The following is a 22358-nucleotide window of genomic DNA, read 5'->3' on the forward strand; positions in this document are numbered from 1 at the left end:
CGACTCGGCTTCCGCCCTCCCCACATCCGCATCCGGAGACAGACCATGCCCGTGCCCACAGCCGCCCGTGCCACACCGGAGTCAGACGCTCGGCAGAAGACCCTGCCCGGCTGGCTGGTCGTACTCCTGGCCACTTCCTGCGGGCTGACCGTGGCCAACCTCTACTACGCCCAGCCGCTCCTGGAGATGCTGCGCCGGACCTTCCAGCTACAGGACTCGACCGCCGGCCTGCTGATCACCCTGACCCAGCTCGGCTACGCCGCCGGTATGGCGTTCCTGGTCCCCCTCGGCGACCGCATCGAGAACTCCCGTCTGGTCTCCGTCCTGCTCACCGTCACGGCCCTGGCCATGGCCGCCGGCGGCCTCGCCCTCACCTTCGCCGTCCTGCTCGTCGCCGCGCTCGTCGCGGGAGCCACCTCCGTCGTCGCGCAGGTCCTCGTCCCCTACGCCGCCGACCTCGCCCCCGATCACCTGCGCGGCGCCGTGGTGGGCAAGGTCATGAGCGGACTGCTCGCCGGGATACTGCTCTCCCGCACCGTCGGCAGCCTGCTCGCGGACGTCGCAGGCTGGCGCGCCGTCTACCTGGTCTCCGCCGCCCTGATGGCGATCCTGGCCCTTGTCCTGCGCCGCGCGCTGCCCCACCGGGCCCCCACCAGCACCGATTCCTACACCGCGCTGCTGCGTTCCACGGCCCGCCTGATCCGCGTGCACCCGCAGCTGCGCCGCCGGTCCTTCTACCACGCCTGCATGTTCGCGGCCTTCAGTGCGTTCTGGACGACCATCTCCTACGTCCTGACCACCGCGCCGTACAACTACTCCCAGCTCCAGGTCGGCCTGTTCGCCATCGTCGGCGCCGCCGGCGCGCTCGTCGCCCCTCTCGCGGGCCGCCTCGCCGACCGAGGGCTCGCCCACCGACTCACCCCCGTGACCTGCCTGCTCGCCTCCGCCACCCTCATCTGGGCCGGCCTGGCCGCCCACCAGATCCTCGTCCTCGCCGCCGCCGCCGTCCTCCTGGACTGCGCCGTGCAGTGCTCCCTGATCTTCGGACAGCACACCATCTACCAACTCGACGCAGACGCCCGCGCCCGGATCACCAGCGTCTACATCGCCACCTTCTTCATCGGCGGCGCCATCGGCTCCCAACTTGGCACCCTCACCTACCACTTGGGTAGCTGGCATGCGGTCACCCTCACCGCGGCAGCCTTCCCCGTCATCGCCGCGCTCGCCTGGACCACCGACCGCACCAGCAGGAAGCGCCGGGCAGCGGGCACCACGTGAAGCCTGCTCCGCCTGCCCTTGCCCTCCCTGCCATCCACCAGGGAGAGTCCCCTTCCGGCACGACCGCCCGCAGAGGCAGACCCGACGTTGCCCACGTGACCTACGCATGACCAACAGCGGCCAGGAACAAGCAGAAACACCTGGATTCAGGCTGGCTCAGACAATAAGCGAAACCCCCAGCTCAGACTATAAAACACCTGGTCAGGTGCCTTTTGTGGTTCAGTCGGGCCAGGGGTGGCGGCCCCGGTCGTTTTCGCGCCGTCTCCCAGTCCGACCTGGGTCGTGGACACGGATCGTGCCCGGCTGCGAGCCGGCGGTTGTGGTGCGACCGCAGGTGTGGGTGGTGGACGACCCCGGCTTCCCGAAAAACAGAGCCCAGGCTGTGGACCGCCGGGCCCGCTTCCGGATCCCGATATGAAACAGCACCGGCCGAAGTGGCAGCTCGCGCTGGACATGCCCGGTGAACTGGCCGCTGTCGGTACGGCGTGCTCGGCGCTGGTCGACGAAGTCGGCTACGGCTCGAACGCCGCCTTCCGTCACCTTCCGCTACACCTTCTTCAGGGCGGTGGCGGCGACGAATTCGGTGAAGGCGATGATCCCGGCCGAGTTGGTCAACTCGGCCGATCCGGAAGGGAGTCAGTGCTGGCGCCTCGGGTGCCGCAGCGGCGGCACCGGGCTGCCCGTGGGCCGTACCGCCGCGGCGGCACCGTTCCCGCCGTCGTCCCGCAGCCCGCCCCGGATGTCCTGGACGCCGCTGAGCCGGCCGGACAGCCAGCGGAAGACCTCGGGCAGGAGCGGCTTCCACACCACGTTCAGATGGCCGCCGTAGGTCTGCTGCACCCACACCTTGGTGGGCGGCTTTGCGGCCTTGCGGAGCGCGAGCCCGTCCTCATAGCCGTCGCCGTGCTGCCCGGTGAGGAAGAGCGAGGTGCGCGGCGGGTGCTTGGCGTGGGTGAGGATCCACAGCGGGTTGGTCTCGCGGCGCAGCACCGGGTCATTCGCCGTGATCGAATCGGATTCGGCGGCCGGGTCGTTGTAGCCGGAGAGCGCGACCCCGGCGCGGTAGCGGTCGGTGTGCTCGATGGCGAGTTTGGCGGCACAGTGGGCGCCCGCCGATATCCCGGCGACGCCCCAGCCATGGGCGCCGGCCTCGGCCCGGAAGTTGTCGCTGACCATCTTGCGTACGTCCACGCTGAGCCAGGTGTCGGCGTCGACGACGCCGGGCACATTGGCGCAGCCGGTGTCCTCCCCGCCCAGCAGCGAGGTGCGCGGCGCCACCAGGATGAACGGCTTGACCTCGCCCTTCGCCATCAGCGGCTTGAGCTGGCGGTTCACATCGAGGTTGGTGAACCAGTCCTTGGCCGAGCCCGGGTAGCCGGGCAGTATCTCCACGACGGGGAAGTCCTTGGCCTTGAACGCCGGGTCGGAGTACTGCGGCGGCAACCAGACGTACACCTCGCCGTCCGCCCCGGACACCCGGCCCTTCAGATGCGTGACCCGTACGCCCGGCCCCATCCTGGAGTCGTCGACCGGCGTAAACGCCTGCTTGACCCGCGGCTCCCCGGACATGCTCCGCCCGCCGATACCGTCGGCGCCAAGGTCGGGGGCCGCGCCGACATGGCTGGCGGTACCGAGCAGGTCACCCCAATTGTCGTAGAGCCCGTTCGCGTTGTTGACGGCTACGAACACGACGACCACCGCCGCCGCCTGCGCGATGAGCACCATGCCGAACCTCACGGCCCCGCGCACCACGAGGGGCCCGTCGACCTTGTGCCAGAGAAACAGCGGCACCGTAACGGCGAGTGCAGCCGCCACGATCGCTGTCACGAAGAAGGGGGTACCGGTCAGGCTCATCACGGCGGGCAAGAGTGACACGAGAGTCTCTTGGTTGCCCCTTTTGCCATGGATTTACGCAGGTAAAGCGATGGCGGGCCGTCGACGGGAGCCGTTCGGTCGCTGCTCGATCCATCGGGGTGAACCGCTCGGCGGCCTCCCAGAGCTCCCCTTCGCGCTGCGGGTCGTATGGGTAGGGGGCGGGGCCTGTTCCGCGTTGGTGGCTGAAGTGGATTCCGACCCCGTCCAGTTCCGCGACGAACTGCGGAAAGGCATTCAGCCTGGCTTCCTGTGCCCGCCAGTCGAATTCGGTCCGCCAGTACTCCGTCAAGCGCCGGAGGAAGGTGAGGTCGGTTCCGTCTTCCCCGTACATGTCCGGCATGGCGTCGGGCCGGCGGGTGTGCCGCAACCGGCGGTCCAGGTCTTCCATCTGGTCGTCGTCGATGGAAATCGTAAATGGCTTCTTCTGCGGCCGTCGAAGGCGCCCGCAGATCGAGCGCGCGGAGAACCCCAGCGCAGGACATCGGGTCGGCCCTTCTCGCCATCCTTACCTCTGCGACGAAATAAGGGAGTTCAGCAGGAATGGCCGACTGGCGGCCCGGGCCTGGCACGCGCCTCTTCCTCAGCCTCTATGCCCCCGAGGACGGCGAGGACGGCGAGGACGGCGAGGACGAGGAAGGCTGAGGGCCCAGATCCCGGCCGACGTCGTGGCCGGGACCTGGGGGGGCTCAGTCGGCCTGGTTGTTCGCCTGTTCGGGCAGGCAGAACATCAGCGCCCACATCAGGGCGAGGAGGCTACCGACCCACCACAACACGGTGATGAACGCATCGCGGTTGAGTCCGGCGTCGGGTGAGCCGCCGGTGGTGGCGAAGAACACCAGGGCGGTCAGCGCGGTACCGAGGGCAATGCCCAGGTGCATGACGGTATTGAACAGGCCCGAGGCCGACCCGGCGTCCTCGTGCGGGACCCGGGCCAGCGACATGTCGGCGAGCGGGCCGCCGACCATGCCGAGGCCGAAGCCGATCAGTACCACCGGAGCGGTCGTCTCCAGCAGGGTCAGGTGCGCCTGACCTGCGTCGGCCTGAATCCCGTAAGCGGCCATCGAGGCGAGCGTGATGAGGGCTCCGGTCTGCGGCAACCGGCGTGCGAAGCGCCCGCCGCTCTTCGCCGTGACCGTCGCGCCGGCCAGCTCTCCGAGGGAGAGCAACACGAAGACCAGGGCCGCGTGGAAGGGGCTCATGCCCAGTCCGAGCTGGAGGTAGAGCGTCCAGGTCATGAAGAACAGCCCGCACAGAAGGCCGTGCATCAGCTGCGCGGCCATGCCGCCGGAGAACTGCCGGATCCGGAAGAGGGACAGGGGCACGAGCGGGGCGTTGTCCTGTTTGCGCCGCTGGTGGCCCAGGAATACGCCGAGCGCGAGCAGGCCGGCGGCGAGCAGGGCGAAGCACCACAGCGGCCAGTGACGGAGGTGTCCCTCGGTGAGCGGGAAGACGATCAGGACGATGGCCAGTGTGGACAGCAGCATGCCGGTGAGGTCGAGCCGGTGGGCCTTCTTCACGGCCGACTCGGGGATGAACCTGCGTCCCAGGAGGATCACGGCGACGCCGACGGGCACGTTGACCAGGAAGATCGGCCGCCACGACTGCCCGAACAGGTCGGACTCGGTCAGCAGACCGCCCATCACCGGGCCCAGGACATTGGCGAGCGACATGACGGCCCCGTACAGACCGAACACTTTGCTGCGGTTCTGCCCTTCGAAGGTGATGTGGAGGGTGGCCAGGATCTGCGGGATCATCAGGGCCGCTCCCACGCCCTGGACCCCGCGGGCACCGATCAGCACGCCCGGGCCGGTGGCGAATCCGCACAGCAGCGAGGCCGTGGTGAACACGACGGTGCCGATGAGCAGGATTCTGCGCCGGCCGTAGAGGTCGCCGAGGCGTCCGCCGGTGATCAGCCCGACGGCGATGGGCAGTGAATAGCCGGTGGTCAGCCACTGCACCGCGTCGGGTCCGGCGCCGGTCGACTCCTGGATCGCGGGCAGGGCGGTCAGGACGACCGACTGGTCAATCATGTCCATCAGTTCGGCGCCCAGCAGCACCAAGAGGGCGATCCAGGCAGTCAGGCCCATCTTCGACAGGCCAGGTGTGGGGTGGGTTGGGGGCTGGGTGGTGTGCTGTGGCTCGTTGTCGAGCGCGGAGGAAGACACGACGGGAAGCTCCTGATCCAAAGGAATCGGGGAGCCCTGCCGACAGCCGCACCCGGGCCGGAAAACACGAGACCCGGGGGCAGACGGCAGAGCTGCACCCGGGAAAGAACTGCGGGAAGGGGTGACGCAACTCAGGCCAGCGCGGCGTCCGCTCCCGGACACGTGCGACAACTCAGCACGCGGGGAACACGGACGACTACATGGCCTGGTTAATAGGACGTCACCTCAAGATCGACACAGAAGGAACAGGAAATCCGGTCACTGCCACCGGCAATTCGGCACAGCGGCCCGTTCACGGTACTCCACCCCGGGCCCCCGCCGCACACCGGATACCGGATACCGACGGATTCCCCCCGCCCCCCCGCCCCCCGCCAGGTCCGCATCCGGCGGGGGGATGACCCGTTCATCCCGACGCGAACTGAGGCAGGGGTTCAGAGGCAGGGGTTCAAGGGAGCCGTGACCGGGATTGCTCCGGACCCGGACCGGTCCGTCGCAGCCGCAGGGCGATCAACGCCGTGAGCACGAAGACCGTGGCCTCGTAGACCATGGCGTGGCCGAACGCCGCTCCCCCGGCTGCCAGTACAGGCAGGGCGGCCCGGCGCCCGGGCCCGGTGCCGACGAGCGGCGCGAGGGCCAGGGCGGTACCCGCCAGGACGAGCGCCGCGGCCGTCAGCACGGCCGGGCCCAGGAGACGGGAGAGGGCCGGGGCGGCACGGCTGCCCAGGACGGCCGCGGCGGCGAACGGGGCAGACATCAGCGCGGCGGACAGCGCCGGATATCCCAGGGCGGACTGCAGGTGCAGGAACAGCAGATACGTGAACGACGGCACTCCGGCTTTGAAGACGAACACCAGCAACACGCCCCACCGGGCGGTCTCATCCCGCAGGACCGACGGGTGGATCAGAGGGTCCGGCCGGCGTCGGAAGGTGAGGGTGAAGCCCGTGAGGGCCGCTGCGGCCAGCGCGAAGGAGGCCCACGTCCACCAGGGCCGGCCCGCGTCCCTGCCCAGCGCGCAGGGCAGGACCAGCGCACCGAAGCCGATCCCAGCCGGGCGGCGGTGACGAGCAGGCACGCGTACGCCAGGGTGTACCCGGCCAGCATGAGCTGCACCGCGCCGGGGCCCGCGCCCAGGCCGGACTGGATGGCCGGAGCGGCGATCTGCGCGATCGTGACATTGAGCAGCTGCACGAAGGTCGCACTCAGCACCACCGGCAGCAGGAACCGACCGCCGGTCACCGGACCAGGGCCTCGGCGAGTTCCCGCGGCCGGGCGGCGAACGGGCTGTGGCTGCTCGGCAGGGTGTGGACGGTGAACGGCTCGCCCGGCATGGCCCGGTCGGCCTCCGCGATCATCAGGTCCTGTGCGGCCGGCGCCAGCGCCCGGTCCTGCGCGCAGCGCAGGAAGGTGCGTGGAATGCGGCCCCACCGCCCCGCGGTCAGGGTGACCGGGGTTGTCGGGATGGCCAGTGGCAGGTCGGGGCTGAGCGCGGAGCGCCAGCGGTCGAAGCGGTCGACGGGCGTGTCGTGGTAGTGGGTCTGCCGTAGCTCCTCGACGTAAGCGGGGTCCGGCGAGAGCGGGTTGATGCGTACGGCGCCCAGTGCCCCGGGATCACCGAGGTTGAGGCTCTGTCCCCGTGCGGTGGCGTTCTCGGGGGCGCTGAGGTAGTCGAAGAACCGGGGGCGGCCGGCGGGGACGAACGCGGAGAGGTAGACGATGCGGTCGACCAGCTCGGGGGCGCGCTCCGCGGCCAGCGACGCGGGTCCGCCGCCCGCGCTGTGGGAGACGAGCACGACACGGCCGTAGCGGCGGACCCGGCGCAGCGCGTCCAGGACGGCATCGGCGCAGTCGTCCATCGTCACGGCGGCGAGCTGCGACTTCTCGGTCAGCAGATCGGGCTGACCAGGCAGCAGGTACCCGCTGGGCAGGGGGACATCGAAGCCGTGCCCGGGCATGTCGACAGCCAGGCTCGCGGCGCCGAGACCGGTGAGTGCGCGCTGCGTCGCCGCCCACTGCCACGAGCCCTGCCAGGCGCCGTGGACCAGGACGAGGACGGTGTCGTTCACATCGGTGTTCGGGGAGATCGTCATGGCTGCCATCCCAGTCGGCGACGGCCGCGTCATCCAGCAGAAGATATGGCACGCTGGGTAGCGATACTTTTTGGGTATGAAGGGGTGGTCATGGAGGCGCGGCATCTGCGGTACGCGCTCACCCTCGCCGAGCACGGACACTTCGGCCGGGCGGCCCACGCGCTGGGCATCGCGCAGCCCCCGCTCTCGAAACAGATCGCCGACCTGGAGCGCGAAATGGGAGCCCGGCTGTTCGACCGCACGCGCCAGGGTGTGTTCCCGACTGCAGCCGGCCAGGCGTTCCTCGCCCGGGCGCGGCGGGCGCTGGAGGAAATGACGGCGGCCACAGTGGACGCCGGCCGGGCGGCACGCGGCGAAACGGGGCGGCTGCGCCTGGGGTTCATCGCCTCCGCGTTGCTCAACCCGCTGCCGGACGTCCTGAGCCGGTTCGGCCGCGAACGTCCCGATGTAAGGCTGGAGTTGCACGAGATGTCGTCCAGCCGCAGCGCGGCCACCCTCATCTCGGGCGAACTGGATGTGGCCGTCACCCTCGGACCGCCACGGGGCGCCGGGGCCGAGCACCTGGTGTCCGTCCCGGTCGGGCACGACCACCTGATCGCCGTCGTCAGCAGCACGCACCCCTACGCAGGTCAGACGTCGGTGAGCGTGGACCAGGTGCGGCGGCAACCGCTGATCGTGGCCGCCGGGGAGGACGAGCCCGCGGTGACCGCCGGGCTGCGCACCCTGCTGGGCGACGACGCGGTGGACGGTGCGTCCGTCGCCAGGGACGTGCACACGATCATCGGCCTGGCCGCCTGCGGGGTCGGCGTGGGCCTCGGGCCCTCCCGCATGCTGTCGGCCCCGCGCCCGGGCACCCGGTTCTGCGAGGTGACCCCGCGCACGGCACTGCCCGAACTGATCCTGTCCTTCCACGGCCAGGACCGCTCCCCCGTGCTGGGCGCCTTCCTCGACACCGTCCGCCGGAACTGCCCAGACGTCGGTGCCGCGCTCGACCGGCGGTTGGGCCGCGCATGGTGATCGGGTTCGGTTCCGTCAGCCGCCCCGCCCCCTGACGGTTCGTAGTCATACAGACCGACGCATCATGGCTTCCACGGGTCCGGCGGTGGTTGGCCCATCGTCGTCCACGGACCGGATCGGCCGGCATCAACGGCTCGATCCGGTCCCACATCGCATCGGTGATCACTCACCGCACGCACCGGACGCCGCTCCTTGACGGGCAACGGTGCCTGCCGCAGCACTAGTTGTCCACGCCGTCCATGTTGTCCATCTTGAGCTGGAAGGCTTCGAGGTGGAGTGTCTTACCCGTGACCCCGACACTGATCCAATTACCCGGGCCACCCGGGTCGTCACACTGCTTTCCCAGCCACTGGTCCCTCTCGATGAAGGCGTTGCCGCAGATGACGCCGTCACTGAGGCTCATGGTGAACTGGTCCATCTGAAGGGCCTTGCCGGGGGTTCCTACCGTCAGGTCCTTCTTCTCCGCGGCGGAGCTCCATGAAGGCGGGAAACCGACCGTCTCCATGAACGCGTTGCCCGATGTGGCTCTGCTGCCGGACACGGCGATGTTGACGGCCTCGATGGAGCGGCCCTCGTTCTGCGTGCCGGCTATGCCGCCGTCGCACACCGAGTGCTGCCAGCCGATGTCGGCCACGTAGGCCCGGTAACAGACGTGCCGGCCTGGGTCCCTCTCGTTCAGCTTGGTGACAGCGACCGACGCGGTGTCCGGCTTGGGCTTCGCCTTCGGCTTGGGCTTTGCCTTCGGCTCGGCCGGCGCTCCACCACCGCCTCCGGCCTCGGCCTGCGTCTCGGTCGGTGACGGGGACGGCGTATCGCTGGGTGTCGGGGGCGCTGAGGTGGGCGGCGGAGGGAGGGCGGTGACGGCGGGCTGCGAGGCCTGCGGGGTGGCCCGGCTGGTGACCGCGGCTGCCTTGGTGAACCAGAGGACAAGGAAGATGACGGCGAGAGTGATCAGCAGGGTGAGAAGCGTGGCGAGCCAGCGGGGGAGGAATCCGCGCTGGATGTACGTGCCGTCGATGTCGAGGGGCGTGGTGCCGGAACGGCGTACGGCCAGGCGGTAGGGCCGCTGCTGTTTGTGGCCGAACCAGATGAGCCGGCGGGGTCTGAGCGTCGCGTTGACGAAGGCGGCGCGCCCCGGCTCGATCTGGACGTTGGCGGGGTGGACGTCGTACGAGAGTTCGTCGCCGTTGTCGTTCCCCGTGATGGAGGCGGTGAGCGTGGTGTTGCCGACGTTGTCGATGGCGAGCTTGGGCCGTCCCCGGAAACGTCCTTTGACGGTGTGCGGGACGAGTTCGGCCCGTATCTCGGTGAACGGCGTGATGGTGAGGTTGCCCTCGGGGACCGTGGTCGCCTCGGGGTGCTCCGTCGGAATGATCTGCACGGCGTACGGGTTGGGCCCGGCGGTGGCGTCCGGGGTACGCGGCGGCGCGAAGGTGAGTTGGACGGTTCCGGTGGTGCCCGGGTAGAGCCGGAGGATCGGCGGCTCCACAGTGACGTAGGGCGCGATCTCGCCGACGGGGACGAAGCGGTATTCGTCAACCACGTCGCCGGTGTTGCGAAGCCGTAGTTGTACGGTGGCTGCACTGCCCGCGTCTACGGTGGTTGACGCCGGCTCAAGGGAAGTCCATAGGCTCACTGTACGAGACTACCGGCAGAGCAGGTGTCCGGTCAGCCGGCCAGGGGACACGGTCCGAGTCCCGGCAGACCTGCCCGGCTGTCCTCAAGGCGCGGCAGCACTGCCCTTCTCCCTTCCGGCAGGCCCGTTGATCAGAACATCGCTGCCTTCGGGGGCGACCCGACCCACGTGACCGTCTTCGGCCAGTCGGCCCGCGCGGTCGCCGCTCGAACGCCCCGGCCCGGCATACACCCCCGAGACCCTCGCCGTCGTGGCGGCAGTCCTTGCCCCCACCCGCGGCGACGACGTCCTGGACCACTTCCGCGGCCGGAGCCACACCCCCTACGAGGCGCTCGCAGACCTGACCACCGCCGCCGTGTTCCACGAACCGGCCCTCGCGACCTACCGGAGCCTCGCCGCACCGGACAGCACCGCCTACGCCTACAGCTTCGCCCGCGTCTCCCCCGGAAACCAGCGCTCGGGCATGCTCGCCCACCACATGGCCGAACTGCCCTACCTGTTCGGCCCGATCACGCCCGGCGACGAATACGACCCCACCTACGCCACCATCAGCGACGCCATCCAGCACGCGTGGACCGAGTTCGCCCGCACCGGCACCCCACGCACCCCCGACGGCACACCCTGGCCGCCGTGCCAACACACCGACCATGCCACCGAAGGGAGGCGCCCCGCGGAGCTCCCCTGACAACCAACTCGGTGGCAGCAGGTCAGCGCGCAGCGACCGGCTGACTTCGCTGTCAACGGACAACTGTCCTCCGACGTCCGATCGAGGCGTTTGACAGCGGACCACGTGGCTACTGGCGAAGGCCTGGGGTGTGCCGGTCATCCAGGGGCGGTGGGAGGCAGAGCAGCGCGAGGCGGGCGGCGTCCGTGCTGCCGGGCTCCGCGGTGCCGACGAGCAGGCTCTGGCCCGGTGCGTCCTGCACCTCGAACGTCTGGTACGAGAGCGTCATCCGGCCCGCCGCGGGATGCTGGAAGGTCTTGAACCGGCTGCCCAGCCGACCGACCTCCTGGCGCGCCCACAGTTCCGTGAACTCTTCGCTCCCGATGAGGAGTTCGTCGATCAGAGCCGCGGTCCGCGGATCGTGACGCTCATGGCCGTAGGCGAGCCGCAGCCCGGCGACGGTGTCGCGTGCCACGTCGTCCCAGTCCACGAACAGAGTGCGTGCGGCAGGGTCGCAGAAGAGGGAGCGGACCATGTGTCGCGGGTCCGCCAGCGGTGACAACAGCGCGGCGGCCGGCGCGTTCGACGCGAGAACGTCCAGGCGGCGGTTGACGACATAGGCGACCGCTGCGGGGAACGCGTCCATCAGCCGCCGCAGCTGGGGAGCCACCTGCTCCCCGACGATGTCGAGGACTTCGTTCCTCGGCACCAGGCCGGCCAGGCGGTAGGCGTGCCAGCAGGCGTCGGAGTCCAGGCTCAGGGCCCGTGCCAGTGCGTCGATGACCTGGCCGGAGGGGTGCCGTTCGCGGCCCTGTTCCAGACGGGCGTAGTAGTCGGCGCTGACCCCGGCCAGCACGGCGACCTCCTCGCGCCGCAGCCCGCTGACGCGGCGGCCCGTGGAGTGGGGAAGTCCCACATCATGCGGACTGACCCGGGAACGGCGTGCCAGCAGGAATTCGCCCAGTTCGTTGCCGCTCATACCGAAAGCCTACGCGGCACTTCCCAGGAGTACGGCACCCAGGAAGCCACCTCCTGCCACCCGCACAGGGTCGGGTCCATGCTGGCGGAACCGGAAGGTCCGCCGTAGAGGCCGCCGGACTGACGAAGGAACGAACATGACGCGCACGCCCACCACGGCCGCCCCGAAAGTTGTCCTGATCACCGGGGCCAGCAGTGGCATCGGCGAGGCCACCGCCCGACGACTCGCCGCAGCCGGCCATCACGTGGTTCTGGGCGCCCGCCGCGCTGAGCGCTTGGCCGCCCTCGCCAAGGAAATCGAAGCCGGTGGCGGCAACGCCCTGGCGCACACGCTGGACGTGACCGACCCGCTCAGCACGCGGTCCTTCGTCGACGCCGCCCACAACCGGTACGGCCGCGTCGACGTCCTGGTCAACAACGCCGGAGTCATGCCCCTCTCGCGCCTGGACGCGCTGCGGACCGAGGAATGGGACCGCATGATCGACGTCAACCTGCGCGGAGTCCTGCACGGCATCGCCGCCGTCCTGCCGATCATGACTGCCCAGGGCGCAGGCCACATCGTGAACATCGCCTCCGTGTCAGGGCTGCGGGTCGACCCGACCGCCGCCGTCTACAGCGCCACCAAACACGCGGTCCGCGCCCTGTCGGAGGGACTGCGCCAGGAAAGCCAGGACCTGCGGGTCACCGTGATCAGCCCCGGCCTGACCCGAAGCGAACTGACCGACACCATCGGCCACCAGGACACCAAGGACGCTGTCACGGGCCAGATGTCCATCGCGATCCCCGCCGCCGCGATCGGCGAAGCGATCCACTACGCCATCACCCAGCCCGCGGAAGTGGACGTGAACGAACTCGTCATCCGCCCCACGGCCCAAGGATGAGCAGGCTTCCAGGTACAGAAAGGCTGCCCTCATGGTGTACGAGGACCAGGTGCACACCTGGGTCGAGGGGTATCCGCGGGCGTGGACCGGCAACAGCAAGAAGGCCCACGACTGGATCGGATGGCGGAGGACAACCGACCCGGGAGGCCGGAGGTCCTCACGGCCGCTATCAACACTTCGTGATCGAGACCTTGGGGCATCACTCCAGTGTCTGAGTCAATTCGCTGCGAGTTGAGGTGTGTACGACCCGGCCGCGTGCTCCGTTGACGAGGGGTGGGTACGGCGGGGCGTGGCCGCACTCGACATGTGAGCGCTCTGCGTCTTTGGCGGTGAAGCCGGGCCACCCTAACGGGGTAATGCCCGACAGATCACGGGACAGTACATTAGGAATGGCAACGAAGAAGACAAGTGACTGAGCTTCAGGTATTCCGATGTCCGAGCGCCCGACGCGGTTTGTCCAGTACCAGTAACAGAATCGCGAAGAGGGGCCGACACGGCCGCTTCTGTTTCCCGACATGCCCGGCTGCGGAAACACGTAGCTGGATGACGATCGGCGTCGTGTCGGCCACGACCCGGCGAGCGGTCCGCCAGACGTTCTTCTTCCGCTCCCCACGTGCGCGGCCGACTTCAGGTCCGCCGGTATCCCTCGACGCGCCCGCTCTCTCGACTTTCATCCGTTTCGGCCGACGAGCCGGCGCACCACCCCCTCGTGCCCCAACCGCGCCAAAGCGGCACGGGGCACACCGCCACTGCCACCACTCCACCTCACCAAAGGAGTTGACCCATGAGTGCATGCGGCTGCGGGCAGTCCCCCATCACCATCGGCGGCTGTCAGCCCTCCAAGCCGGCCTGTCCCCCGGTTGCTTGTCCCGGCTCCAAGCCGTGCGAGCACTGCGAGACGACCCCACTGCGCGACTCCGCGCCGTACCGGGTCGCAGCGACCGCGAGCAGCACCGACCCGGCGCCGTACTACACCATCGCCAACACCCACGCCGCACTCGACCCTGTCGTCGCCCAGACCATCCTGAACAGCGGCACGGGCACGTTCCCGGCCGACGACGGGACGCACAACGGCCAGCACACCTGGCTCGCCGGCGTCGTGCACATCGACCCCACGTCACTGCGCGGCAACCCCACCAGTGTCACGATCAGCGCCTCGGTCCATGTCCACAACGACGGCAGGAACACGGCCTGCCGGCTCTACGGCCGCTTCGCCCTGTGGAACGGCACGACCCCGATCCGCACCGATCTCCTGGGCCCACCCGATCTGCCGGCGGGTGGTGACGACAACGGCGTCATCCCACCGACCACCGTGGCCCTCGCGGACGTCCTCGCGGGAAAGATCGTCGTCGAGCTCAACCTGGAAACAGGCAACGACGACACCTGCCGAGTCGGCCCCAAGCAGTGGACCGTCGACAGCTTCGTCCTCACCGTCCAGGCGTCCGCACCGGGCTGCGGCAGGCCGTTCCTCCGTACGACCTGCCGCAACTGCGACGGCGCGGTCACCTGCACGACCGACACCCTCGACGGCTCGACCCCCTACGCCGCGGTCCCGCCGGTCATCCCTGTCTCCTCCTGCCAGGATGAATGCGGCACCGCCCGCCCGCCGTGCATCTCCACGGACCGGGGCAACGCCATCACTCGGGGCAGCGACGGGTGTCTGTACGCGCCCGACACGCCTGCTCTGGATCCGTCCCCGTGCAATGCCGCACGGAACACGACCGGTGGGCTGCTCGTGCCGCGGATCGACCTGACGGGTATCGCTCCTGGCGGCAACAGCAGCACCGAACGGTCGGTGGACATCGACGTCACCGGGACGCCCGGCTGCCCCGAAAGGTGGGAGATCGGCGCCCGCCTCACGCCGGTGAGCTCGTTCCTCAACGCCGAGGGGCAGCACGCCAACCTCCTGGCCCAGACAGGTACCGACGTGCCGATCCCCGAGTCCGACATCGTGCTCCCGGAAGCCGGGGTGTACCACATCGACAGCGATGTACGGTACGCGCTCGGTTCCGCCACCGGCGGCAGCGGCTACATCATCGGCTGGCTCAGGGACGAGACCACGGACACCCTCCTGACGAGCTTCACCCAGATCGCGGCGATCAACGCAGCGAGGCAGGAGCAGCAAGGCGGAACCACACACATCATGACCGAGTACGCGGTCACCTCCGGCCCCCGGACGGTCCGCCTGCACCTGATGTTCGTCCTCACCGGCGGCAAGATCTCCGACGCCGAGGCCGGCGGCACCGACAGCAATGGCGCAACCCGGATGCGCTTCCTCAAGGTCAGGGATTAGACGTCGCTTCGTTCGGTGAGTGGCCGTCAGAAGGGTGCTTCCAGCTCATCCCCCTCAGTCTCGCCGAGATCAGACGCCTGATCAGCCGCTCACCCAACGCCGGGCTCCATCGATCGACCACGTCGTGCACTGTTCGGTCCGGCGGCGCAGACGACAACGACAAGCCCGCCTCAGCCACCACGAACGACGCGGACACAGCCCATGACACCTGGCCACCAGTCACGCCGAACAGCGTTGCAGTACTAGTCGCGTTCGCGGCGCCGGGCCAGGAGTGTCGTGCCGGCAATGACGCACCCGATGGCCACGACCTTGCCAGCCCCGTAATACAGCGCCCAGTCATCAGCGGCATTACTCCCGGCCCAAACCAGCAACAGCAGGAGCCCCACCCCGCTCACGACAAGGATCACTCCACCCATCAGGCCGAGACCGGCCCACCAGGGACCGCCTCCGGTCGGCCGGATCCCGGTGTTCCGGCCGGGTTCGCGCTTCTTCACCTTGTCTTCTCTCCTTCGATCATGATCTTCTGCGGAAAGACGCAGCTCACCACTGAAGAGTTCCAGATGCGGCGGAACGGTTCACCTGGCTTGGCGGTTCTGCATCCGCCGAGCCGGGTCTTCACAGGGTGGTGACCCGAGCAAGGTCCTGTCCGGTGGTGCGGCAGGCCGGCTTCCAGTCTTCTTCACGTTCAGGCCACTTGGCTGCCCCTCATTCGGCTCCCCTGCTCAGTGGCTTCCTCCGTGAACGCCAGTGAGGCGGCAGGTAGCTCCAGGTTCCTGGCAGCGGGCTGCTGTCGGGGCATACGTGATGGTTCTCGGGCTGTCTCACGCCGGGGCCGGGCGCTCCTTTCGCAGGACGGCGTACCGCTGGATGTGACCGCCGATGCGAGCGCGACCGCCGCCGCACGGCTGACCGAGGAGCAGGCCGGGCGCCTCGACGTGCTCGTCAACAACGCCGACTGCCCCGGCTACGTCGCGACCGACCTCAACGGCTTCCGCGGTGTGCGTACCCCCGACCAGGGTGCCGCGATCGCCGTCAAACTCGCGACCCTGCCCAATGACGGCCCGACCGGCAAGTTCTTCGAGGACGCCGGCGAAGTGCCCTGGTGATGTGAAAGGCGACCATCAGCCACCGGATGAGACGGCTCCGCCCGCGCGTATCGGACAGGTCTACTGCCTCTTCAGCGACTTGGATGTGACGGCAACCCCCGCGACCAGCGCCGCCACCAGGGTGACGATGATCGCGGCAGCGACGACACCCGAGTTTCAGGTGCAGGCCCACGTCCGACGAGGTGGCTTCGGAGAGACCGGCCGCCATGCCGGCCAGCGGGGGCAGGGTCACCAGCACACCGAGGGCGGCGCCGATGACGACGACCAGAGCGGTCTCGCCGGCCGAAGTGAACAGGAGCTGGCGGACGGTGGCGCCGGCCGTGGGCGGCCATGGCCATGGAGTTGGCGACGGCGATCACGCTGTAGCCGACGGCGATGACGATCAGCATCATGGCGAGCGACTCGGTGAGCTTGGCGTCGGTGGTGTAGTCGGCCAGGGCATACCCGGCGGCGTCGTGCAGCGCGACTCCGGGGGCCACGGCCGAGGCCCTGGCGTCGCCCGGGACGAAGATGTCGTCGGTGAGCGCTGCCGGGTCGTGGGCGCGGACCAGGCCACGGGCGACCACAAAGTCACCGCGGGCCGGGTCGTCGGGCAGCACCTGGGAGACGCGGAGAGTGACGGTGGCGCCGTCCGCGAAACGGACCGGGACCTCCTGGCCCCGCTTCAGCCCCAGGGCGCCGGCCGTCTTCTCGCCGAGGACCGCCTCGCCCTGCTTGTCCCACCTCGCGTCTCGGCTGCCCAGGACGTCCAGAACGGTGGACGCCGTGGGCTGCTCGCTGTTGTTGCCGCTCTTCGTCTCCACGAAGGCCCGGGTTGGCAGCGCCGCCTTGCCCACGGGGTTGTCGGCGACGACCTCATCGGTGTTGCCGGGCGTGCCGTCCGGCGTGACGATCGTCTGGCCCGCGACCTTCAACGCCTCACCGGCCGGGTAGGCGACCCGCATGGTCGACACCATGCCGCTGAGCAGTACCGCGAAGCCGACAGCGGCGATCACCGGGGCCACCAGCGAAGCGGCACGGCGCGGGTGGGCGACCAACTCGGCGCGGATGAGGAGCGGGGCCGAGCCGCTCGTCTCCGGCCTGGCGAAGATCCCCGGCGCCACGGTCCATCAGGCGTTGCGGGCTCTGATCCGGGGTCTGAACCCACCGGTGCTCGCCGACCACGGGCTCGTCGCGGCGATCGAGGACTACGCGGGCCGGTTCCTGATCCCCGTGACGGTGGATCTGAAACTGCCCGAGCGGCTGCCCAGGAAGCTCGAAACGACGATGTACTACCTGATAAACGAGGCCATGACGAACATCGCCAAACACAGCGGTGCCGAGACCGCCGCGGTGCACGGTCGTTACCATTCCGATCTGTTGGTCCTCGACATCAAGGACGACGGCCGGGGCGGGCTGGATCCCGCGGGCAGCGGCGTGACAGGGCTCGCGGACCGGGTCACCGCTCTCGACGGCCGGATGCGGGTGTCGAGTCCGTCCGGTGGTCCCACCCTGTTGCACGTGGAGGTTCCGTGTCGCTTCGCCTGATCGTGGCCGAGGGTACGCCCTGCGCCTGCTGGACTCGGGCGGCGGTGCCGGGGTGGGCTATCTGCTCAAGGAGCGGGTGAGCGCGGTGGCGGACTTCACGGCCGCGATCGAGCGGGTCGCCGTCGGAACGGTGGTGGACCCCGAGGTCATCCACCAGCTGGTCCGGCTGCGCCAGGACCCGTTGGAGCGGCTCAGCCCCCGGGAGCGCGAGGTCCTCTCGCTGATCGCGGAGGGACGCACCAACGCGAGCCTGGCCAAGCAGCTGTTCATCAGCGAGGCGGCCGTGAACAAGCACATCGGCAACATCTTCGCCAAGCTGGACCTTCCGGTGGCCACGGAGGGCCACCGCCGGGTGCTCGCGGTGCTGGCGTACCTGCGGGCCTGACACCGCGCCGCGGGCCCGGCCCGGGGCTCACGAGCGCAAACCCCGAGCGGCCTCTCGCCGGAGGCGTGCGGGTTTCGCGTACGGGGACGGCCCGCTGGGTTTCTGAGGGGGCCATGCCTTTGATGGGCGGGGAATGTGGTGACGCCGACGGTGAGTTCGCGGCGACGAACACCGCGCAGGGTGCGGATGCCCGCTGCGGGGCCGGCGGTCCGCGCCCCGGCGGTCTCGCCGGTGGGCGACCGTCCTCAGCGGGTCTTGATGACCACGGTGCTGACGATGGAGTCCGCCCAGGTCTGGTGCGCCGGGTTCCACAGTGGCCGGAGGAAGCCGATGCAGACGATGGTGTCGAGCACGTGCAGCACCCGCCGGCCGAGGGACAGCCCGAAACCGATGGGCTGCGGTGACTGCGTGCGGACCAGCCGGATGCCGACGGCGCGCTTCCCGACGGTCTGGCCGGAGCGCCCCTCCATCACGCACATGGTCACGGCGCCGGCCACCATGAGCAGGAGACCGAACAGCAAGAGGGCCACGCCGGCCCCGCCTCCTCCGCCTCCGCTGACTGCGGAGTTGGGGGGCCATGGCCACCGGCAACCGCAGGGAGAAGCCCACCCAGTACAGGACGGTGCCGAGGAGTGCGAGCCCGGTATGCCGGTTGCCGTCCCTGATTCGTACCGACTTGCCAGGGGTGAATGTGCGCGGATCGGGACGTGCCCCAATCCCGGGGCGGGCAGCCTGTCAGAGGCTCCACCGTCGGGGTGCGGCCGTCGGACAAGCGGCCGCCGCGGCAGGGAATGGCGGGACGGCAGTGGGGGCGCGTGACGGTGGAAGCGAATGGATGTTCCGTGCCGGTGCCTGCTGGCCCGCATCCTTCTCCCGGACCCGGCGGGGATCGCCGGTGCGCGGTGCCGCACCATGTCGCGTGCGTGATGGACGGGAACGGCCGGTGGGCGGCACACCGTTCCCTGCCGCGTACGTCGGGGCACCTGGCGGCGGAGACCACCGTGATCGACATCATCGAGGCGGCGCGGACGACAGGGGTGGGCTGGCTGAGCCTGTACGCGTTCTCCACCGAGAACTGGCAACGCCCGGGCGACGAGGTGGACTTCCTCATGCGGCTGGTGCGGCGCGTCGTACGCAAACACGCGCTGTTCCTGCACGCACGCGGCATCCGCTGCCGGTTCCTCGGTGTGACGGATCCCCGGATCCCCGCCCCGCTGGCCCGGGACTTCGCCGATCTGATGACACTGACGGAGGGCAACCGGGGGATGACGCTGACCGTGGCCTTCGACCACGGCGGCCGCCGCGACATCGTCGAGGCGGCCCGTTCCCTCATACACAGCGGAGTACCGGCCGAAGCTGTCGACGAGCAGCACTTCGCCGCCCATCTGCCCTTTCCCGACACGCCCGACGTGGACCTGGTCATCCGGACCTCCGGCGAACAGCGCATCTCCAACTTCATGCTCTGGCAGGTGGCCTACGCCGAGTGGATCTTCCCGCCGGTGCTCTGGCCCGACTTCCGCGCCCCGCACTTCGTGGAGTGCCTGCACACCTACCAGCGACGCGACCGCCGCTTCGGCGGCGTGAAGCCCCACGCGATCGGAGAGACCCACCTGTGACGGATCCAGCCGGCAGCCGCTCCTGGCGCACGCGTGACACCACCCCCGGTCATGTCGGTACCCCGGCATCCGGCCCCGATCCCGGTTCAGGCCCAGGCAGCGACCGCGCTCCGGGGCCGGCCACCGGGGACCGGGACGAGTCCCTGTTCGGTCGCGGTTCGCAGTTCCACCGGTTCTTCAACGATCCGCGCTGGGCGCTGGCCATGGTCAGGGCCACGGTCCTGGAAGCCGCCCACCCGCAGGTCGGCGCCGCTCTGCTGGACAACTCCACCTTCGTGGCGCACCCGTGGCGCCGGCTGCACAACACCCTCGTGAGCCTGCAGCGCATGTTCGGGGACGACGACGACACGCGGCAGCGGGAAGCGGCGCGGCTCAACCGGCTGCACGCCCGGCTGAACGGTACCGACGCGCGGAACCGGCCGTACGACGCGATGGATCCCCAGGTCCGCGCCTGGGTTGTGGCCACGCTGTTCGAGAGCTCTGTCACCATGTGCCGGCTGAGCGGGCAGCCACTCGACCAGGCCACGATGGAGCGCCTGTACTCCGAATTCCGCGCCTTCTACGCGGTGCTGGGCGACGACGCCGACCATCTGCCGCCCACCGTGCGCGAGTTCTGGCCGTACTACGACCGCACTGTCGAGGAGGAGCTGGAGAACACCGAGGCGCTGCGCATCATCCTCTACAGGCTTTTCGATCATCTGCCGGCGCCGCCTCTGCTGGACAAGCTGCCCACGACGTGGGCGGCGGGCCGCGCGCTCGCCGGGCCGGTCATCGGAATGATCACCGTGGCGTCCCTGCCCGAGCCGTTCCGCCGGCGGGCAGGCCTGCCCGAGATCCCCGGCGCGCAGACCGTGATGCAGGGTGCCTACACGACCGCGGGCCTGGCCCGCTTCCTTCCCGACGGCTGGTTCAGTACCGAAGGCGTCGTCGGCCTGCTCTTCCAGACCCCGGACCGTTCCGGCTCCGACGACCCGCGAGCCGCGGCACTCACTGCGCTTCAAGGCCGGGTGAAACAGGCGGGCGCCCTGATCCGGCTGCTCGCACCCTGGCCCCATCAGGGCGACGGCGAGGAAACCGCGCCGGAGCGCAGCGCCGACGAGTTCTTCACCGCGGTGCTGGACCAGACCGGCGACGGCTACCTGGACTGGCCCGATCTCGCCGCCATGGCACGAGAGCTGTCCTCCCGCCTCGACCTGGACGAACCGGAGGAGACCCGGCTCTACAACGCGTACGCCGCATGGTGGCGGGAACTCCAGGCGGCTCTTGACATCGACGGAGACGGCCGTATCAGCAGGGACGAGTACGCAGGCGCTGTCCCCTCCCTCGCCGGGCCTGCGCTGATCCGCGTGGCCGAGGTCCTCTTCGACGCCACCGACACCGATGGCGACCAGTTCATCGACGCGAGGGAGTACCGGGCACTGTTCCGCGAAGGGTTCAAACGCACCATGGCCGGCGCCGACACGCGATACTCCCGCAGCGCCTTCGTAGCGGACTTCCTCTCGTTCATGTCAGGGCGCCGCCGCTCGACCGCCTACGACCCGCTGCTCGCCCAGGCGTGACTCCCGGCCGCCTCCCGGTCCCTGGCTCCTGGACCTGGAGGCGGCGGCGAAGTCGCCGGGTCGTTCATCGGCTGGGAATTCCCGGACCCGAAACGGCGGTACCCGCCATCGGAGGGCGCCCCGTGGCGGTGATGACCTCTTCTTCGAGCTGGCGGCTGCTGAACGGCTCGGAGCGGATCGAGGAGAGCGCAGTGTGCGGCGAAGGCCTGGCTGGCCAGGCCACGGTGCTCGCCGAACGGGCGTTCCCGGTCGGTCCAGCTTGTTCCACGCAACGGTACGGCGGGCATCAGTGTGACGGCGACGTCCAGCGACCGCGCGGCCAGGTCGTACTGACCGCAGGCGTTGGCGAGGGTCCCCAGGTTCCGTCCGGGCAGCGCCCGTGCGCTCGGCGAGGTGCCGCGCGCCGACCCCATGCCTGCCGCAGATCCTTGATCGCGCGGTGGAGTTCGCCGCTTCCCCGATCGGTCAGGTAGCGGCGTAACCGGGCGCCGCCGCGAATGGACAGCCGGATCGGCAGGGCCGGCGGAACAAGCACCAAGCCGATATTCGCTTGTGCGCCATCGTCACGCGGGTCAGCATCGCCTGACACCTCACGAAGGCCGAGAAGATGACCACGCAGACCCATCACGTCGACCACGAACTCATCCAGGCCGCGGGCCACGTCGCACGCACTGGCTGCCGGGGCGATAACCACACCATGGCGGCCGCGGCCCGTGCCAAGGACGGCCGGATCCTCACCGCAGTGAACGTCTACCACTTCACCGGCGGGCCCTGCGCCGAGCTGGTTCTCCTCGGCACGGCGGCCGCCCAGGGCGCCTACGAGTTGGACACGATCGTCGCCGTGGGCGACCGTGATCGGGGGATCGTTCCCCCGTGCGGACGGTGCCGCCAGGTCCTCCTCGACTACTTCCCGGCCCTGCAAGTCATCGTCGGGGCAGGCGAGCGGCTCCGGACGGTCTCCATCACCGATCTGCTTCCCGAAAGCTACGTATGGGCCGACCACCAGCTCGAAACCGACGAGGCCGAGCCACTCGGCACGAGCTGACACCGCCAGACATCAACAGGGCGGACGTTGCCCGATGCGGCATTGGTCTGCCAGAGAAGGCCGACCAAGCGGCCAACCGGAACAAGAACGGCGCGGAGGGCGGGCGTCCGGTCTCGCACGACGGCGAGTTGTACGAGGAGCGCAAAACCAACGCCAACGACTGCACTCATTTCGAGCAAGTGAGGGGCTCGATCAGCGTGCCCAGAGTCGGGCCCGGGCGACCGCGGACCCGACCCGGCCAGGTCG

The 22358-nt window shown here is 69.6% G+C and carries 19 protein-coding genes and 3 pseudogenes; 11 read left to right on the top strand and 11 right to left on the bottom strand.

Annotated elements, in window-relative coordinates:
• The first annotated feature begins 45 nt into the window (after nucleotides 1-45).
• Nucleotides 46-1278, top strand: coding sequence for an MFS transporter (locus OG285_RS36355; protein ID WP_331760129.1), 1233 nt, complete (start codon nucleotides 46-48; stop codon nucleotides 1276-1278).
• A gap of 636 nt (nucleotides 1279-1914) precedes the next feature.
• Here the strand turns inward: OG285_RS36355 and OG285_RS36360 are convergent.
• The 5 genes from OG285_RS36360 to OG285_RS36380 form a co-directional block, all read right to left on the bottom strand.
• A complete protein-coding gene (locus OG285_RS36360; RefSeq protein ID WP_371793748.1) occupies nucleotides 1915-3003 on the bottom strand; it encodes an alpha/beta hydrolase in 1089 nt (362 codons plus the stop codon).
• Nucleotides 2918-3625 carry an epoxide hydrolase N-terminal domain-containing protein gene (locus tag OG285_RS36365; protein WP_371793749.1) on the bottom strand — a complete coding sequence of 236 codons (708 nt, stop codon included), beginning with the start codon at nucleotides 3623-3625 and terminating at the stop codon, nucleotides 2918-2920. The genes OG285_RS36360 and OG285_RS36365 overlap by 86 nt, the downstream gene beginning before the upstream one ends.
• Nucleotides 3626-3839: 214 nt before the next feature.
• Nucleotides 3840-5318 (bottom strand): MFS transporter, encoded by a 1479-nt coding sequence (locus OG285_RS36370; RefSeq protein ID WP_331760131.1) that lies wholly within the window; start codon nucleotides 5316-5318, stop codon nucleotides 3840-3842.
• Between the two features lie 445 nt (nucleotides 5319-5763).
• Nucleotides 5764-6390, bottom strand: a complete 627-nt coding sequence (locus tag OG285_RS36375) for a hypothetical protein (RefSeq protein ID WP_331760132.1) — start codon at nucleotides 6388-6390, stop codon at nucleotides 5764-5766.
• A 160-nt stretch (nucleotides 6391-6550) separates the two neighbouring features.
• A complete protein-coding gene (locus tag OG285_RS36380) occupies nucleotides 6551-7405 on the bottom strand; it encodes an alpha/beta fold hydrolase (protein ID WP_331760133.1) in 855 nt (284 codons plus the stop codon).
• A 90-nt stretch (nucleotides 7406-7495) separates the two neighbouring features.
• Between OG285_RS36380 and OG285_RS36385 the strand changes: the two genes are divergently transcribed.
• Nucleotides 7496-8422 (top strand): LysR family transcriptional regulator, encoded by a 927-nt coding sequence (locus tag OG285_RS36385; protein ID WP_331760536.1) that lies wholly within the window; start codon nucleotides 7496-7498, stop codon nucleotides 8420-8422.
• Nucleotides 8423-8642: 220 nt separating this feature from the next.
• Here the strand turns inward: OG285_RS36385 and OG285_RS36390 are convergent, their stop codons facing one another.
• The gene (locus OG285_RS36390) at nucleotides 8643-10058 is read right to left on the bottom strand and encodes a hydrolase (protein ID WP_331760135.1); all 1416 of its coding nucleotides are present in this window, start codon (nucleotides 10056-10058) and stop codon (nucleotides 8643-8645) included.
• 250 nt (nucleotides 10059-10308) lie between these two features.
• Here OG285_RS36390 and OG285_RS36395 point away from each other — a divergent pair, with 250 nt between their 5' ends.
• Nucleotides 10309-10743 (top strand): carboxylesterase family protein, encoded by a 435-nt coding sequence (locus OG285_RS36395; protein ID WP_331760136.1) that lies wholly within the window; start codon nucleotides 10309-10311, stop codon nucleotides 10741-10743.
• Between the two features lie 109 nt (nucleotides 10744-10852).
• Here the strand turns inward: OG285_RS36395 and OG285_RS36400 are convergent, their stop codons facing one another.
• Nucleotides 10853-11701 (bottom strand): helix-turn-helix transcriptional regulator, encoded by an 849-nt coding sequence (locus tag OG285_RS36400; RefSeq protein ID WP_331760137.1) that lies wholly within the window; start codon nucleotides 11699-11701, stop codon nucleotides 10853-10855.
• A gap of 136 nt (nucleotides 11702-11837) precedes the next feature.
• Here OG285_RS36400 and OG285_RS36405 point away from each other — a divergent pair, with 136 nt between their 5' ends.
• Nucleotides 11838-12581 carry an SDR family oxidoreductase gene (locus tag OG285_RS36405; protein ID WP_331760138.1) on the top strand — a complete coding sequence of 248 codons (744 nt, stop codon included), beginning with the start codon at nucleotides 11838-11840 and terminating at the stop codon, nucleotides 12579-12581.
• Between the two features lie 199 nt (nucleotides 12582-12780).
• On the opposite strand, the pseudogene OG285_RS36410 reads toward OG285_RS36405, so the two are convergent.
• A pseudogene (locus OG285_RS36410) lies at nucleotides 12781-12885 on the bottom strand (LD-carboxypeptidase); the annotation flags it as partial.
• 480 nt (nucleotides 12886-13365) lie between these two features.
• Here OG285_RS36410 and OG285_RS36415 point away from each other — a divergent pair.
• On the top strand, nucleotides 13366-14874 hold the full coding sequence (locus tag OG285_RS36415; protein WP_331760139.1) for a hypothetical protein: 1509 nt from the start codon (nucleotides 13366-13368) through the stop codon (nucleotides 14872-14874).
• A gap of 242 nt (nucleotides 14875-15116) precedes the next feature.
• Here OG285_RS36415 and OG285_RS36420 read toward each other — a convergent pair whose 3' ends face one another.
• Entirely contained in the window at nucleotides 15117-15368 is a 252-nt protein-coding gene (locus tag OG285_RS36420; RefSeq protein WP_331760140.1) for a hypothetical protein, read from the bottom strand.
• Nucleotides 15369-15821: 453 nt separating this feature from the next.
• Between OG285_RS36420 and OG285_RS36425 the strand changes: the two are divergent.
• Nucleotides 15822-15980, top strand: a pseudogene (locus OG285_RS36425) (dehydrogenase); the annotation flags it as partial.
• Between the two features lie 71 nt (nucleotides 15981-16051).
• Here OG285_RS36425 and OG285_RS36430 read toward each other — a convergent pair.
• On the bottom strand, nucleotides 16052-16975 hold the full coding sequence (locus OG285_RS36430; RefSeq protein WP_331760141.1) for a hypothetical protein: 924 nt from the start codon (nucleotides 16973-16975) through the stop codon (nucleotides 16052-16054).
• Here OG285_RS36430 and OG285_RS36435 point away from each other — a divergent pair.
• On the top strand, nucleotides 16935-17507 hold the full coding sequence (locus tag OG285_RS36435; protein WP_331760142.1) for a hypothetical protein: 573 nt from the start codon (nucleotides 16935-16937) through the stop codon (nucleotides 17505-17507). The genes OG285_RS36430 and OG285_RS36435 overlap by 41 nt on opposite strands.
• 7 nt (nucleotides 17508-17514) lie before the next feature.
• A pseudogene (locus OG285_RS36440) lies at nucleotides 17515-17892 on the top strand (LuxR C-terminal-related transcriptional regulator); the annotation flags it as partial.
• Between the two features lie 245 nt (nucleotides 17893-18137).
• Here OG285_RS36440 and OG285_RS36445 read toward each other — a convergent pair.
• A complete protein-coding gene (locus OG285_RS36445; RefSeq protein WP_331760143.1) occupies nucleotides 18138-18422 on the bottom strand; it encodes an RDD family protein in 285 nt (94 codons plus the stop codon).
• A 396-nt stretch (nucleotides 18423-18818) separates the two neighbouring features.
• On the opposite strand from OG285_RS36445, the gene uppS reads away from it, so the two are divergent.
• The 3 genes from uppS (at nucleotide 18819) to OG285_RS36460 (ending at nucleotide 22112) form a co-directional block, all read left to right on the top strand.
• The gene (gene uppS, locus OG285_RS36450) at nucleotides 18819-19508 is read left to right on the top strand and encodes a polyprenyl diphosphate synthase (protein ID WP_331760144.1); all 690 of its coding nucleotides are present in this window, start codon (nucleotides 18819-18821) and stop codon (nucleotides 19506-19508) included.
• A 143-nt stretch (nucleotides 19509-19651) separates the two neighbouring features.
• Entirely contained in the window at nucleotides 19652-21067 is a 1416-nt protein-coding gene (locus OG285_RS36455) for an oxygenase MpaB family protein (RefSeq protein ID WP_331760538.1), read from the top strand.
• 607 nt (nucleotides 21068-21674) lie between these two features.
• Nucleotides 21675-22112, top strand: coding sequence for a cytidine deaminase (locus tag OG285_RS36460; RefSeq protein ID WP_331760145.1), 438 nt, complete (start codon nucleotides 21675-21677; stop codon nucleotides 22110-22112).
• Nucleotides 22113-22358 lie beyond the last annotated feature (246 nt).

It is taken from the genome of Streptomyces sp. NBC_01471, assembly GCF_041438865.1.
Classification (GTDB): Bacteria; Actinomycetota; Actinomycetes; order Streptomycetales; family Streptomycetaceae; genus Streptomyces.

What these genes read in the sequence shown, in the direction of transcription:
- OG285_RS36355 (WP_331760129.1), top strand. Translation starts at nt 46, where the DNA reads ATGCCCGTGCCCACAGCCGCCCGTGCCACACCGGAGTCAGACGCTCGG.
- OG285_RS36360 (WP_371793748.1), bottom strand. Translation starts at nt 3,003, where the DNA reads ATGGTGCTCATCGCGCAGGCGGCGGCGGTGGTCGTCGTGTTCGTAGCC.
- OG285_RS36380 (WP_331760133.1), bottom strand. Translation starts at nt 7,405, where the DNA reads ATGACGATCTCCCCGAACACCGATGTGAACGACACCGTCCTCGTCCTG.
- OG285_RS36385 (WP_331760536.1), top strand. Translation starts at nt 7,496, where the DNA reads ATGGAGGCGCGGCATCTGCGGTACGCGCTCACCCTCGCCGAGCACGGA.
- OG285_RS36400 (WP_331760137.1), bottom strand. Translation starts at nt 11,701, where the DNA reads ATGAGCGGCAACGAACTGGGCGAATTCCTGCTGGCACGCCGTTCCCGG.
- OG285_RS36405 (WP_331760138.1), top strand. Translation starts at nt 11,838, where the DNA reads ATGACGCGCACGCCCACCACGGCCGCCCCGAAAGTTGTCCTGATCACC.
- OG285_RS36415 (WP_331760139.1), top strand. Translation starts at nt 13,366, where the DNA reads ATGAGTGCATGCGGCTGCGGGCAGTCCCCCATCACCATCGGCGGCTGT.
- OG285_RS36435 (WP_331760142.1), top strand. Translation starts at nt 16,935, where the DNA reads ATGCCGCTGAGCAGTACCGCGAAGCCGACAGCGGCGATCACCGGGGCC.
- uppS (WP_331760144.1), top strand. Translation starts at nt 18,819, where the DNA reads ATGGACGGGAACGGCCGGTGGGCGGCACACCGTTCCCTGCCGCGTACG.
- OG285_RS36460 (WP_331760145.1), top strand. Translation starts at nt 21,675, where the DNA reads ATGACCACGCAGACCCATCACGTCGACCACGAACTCATCCAGGCCGCG.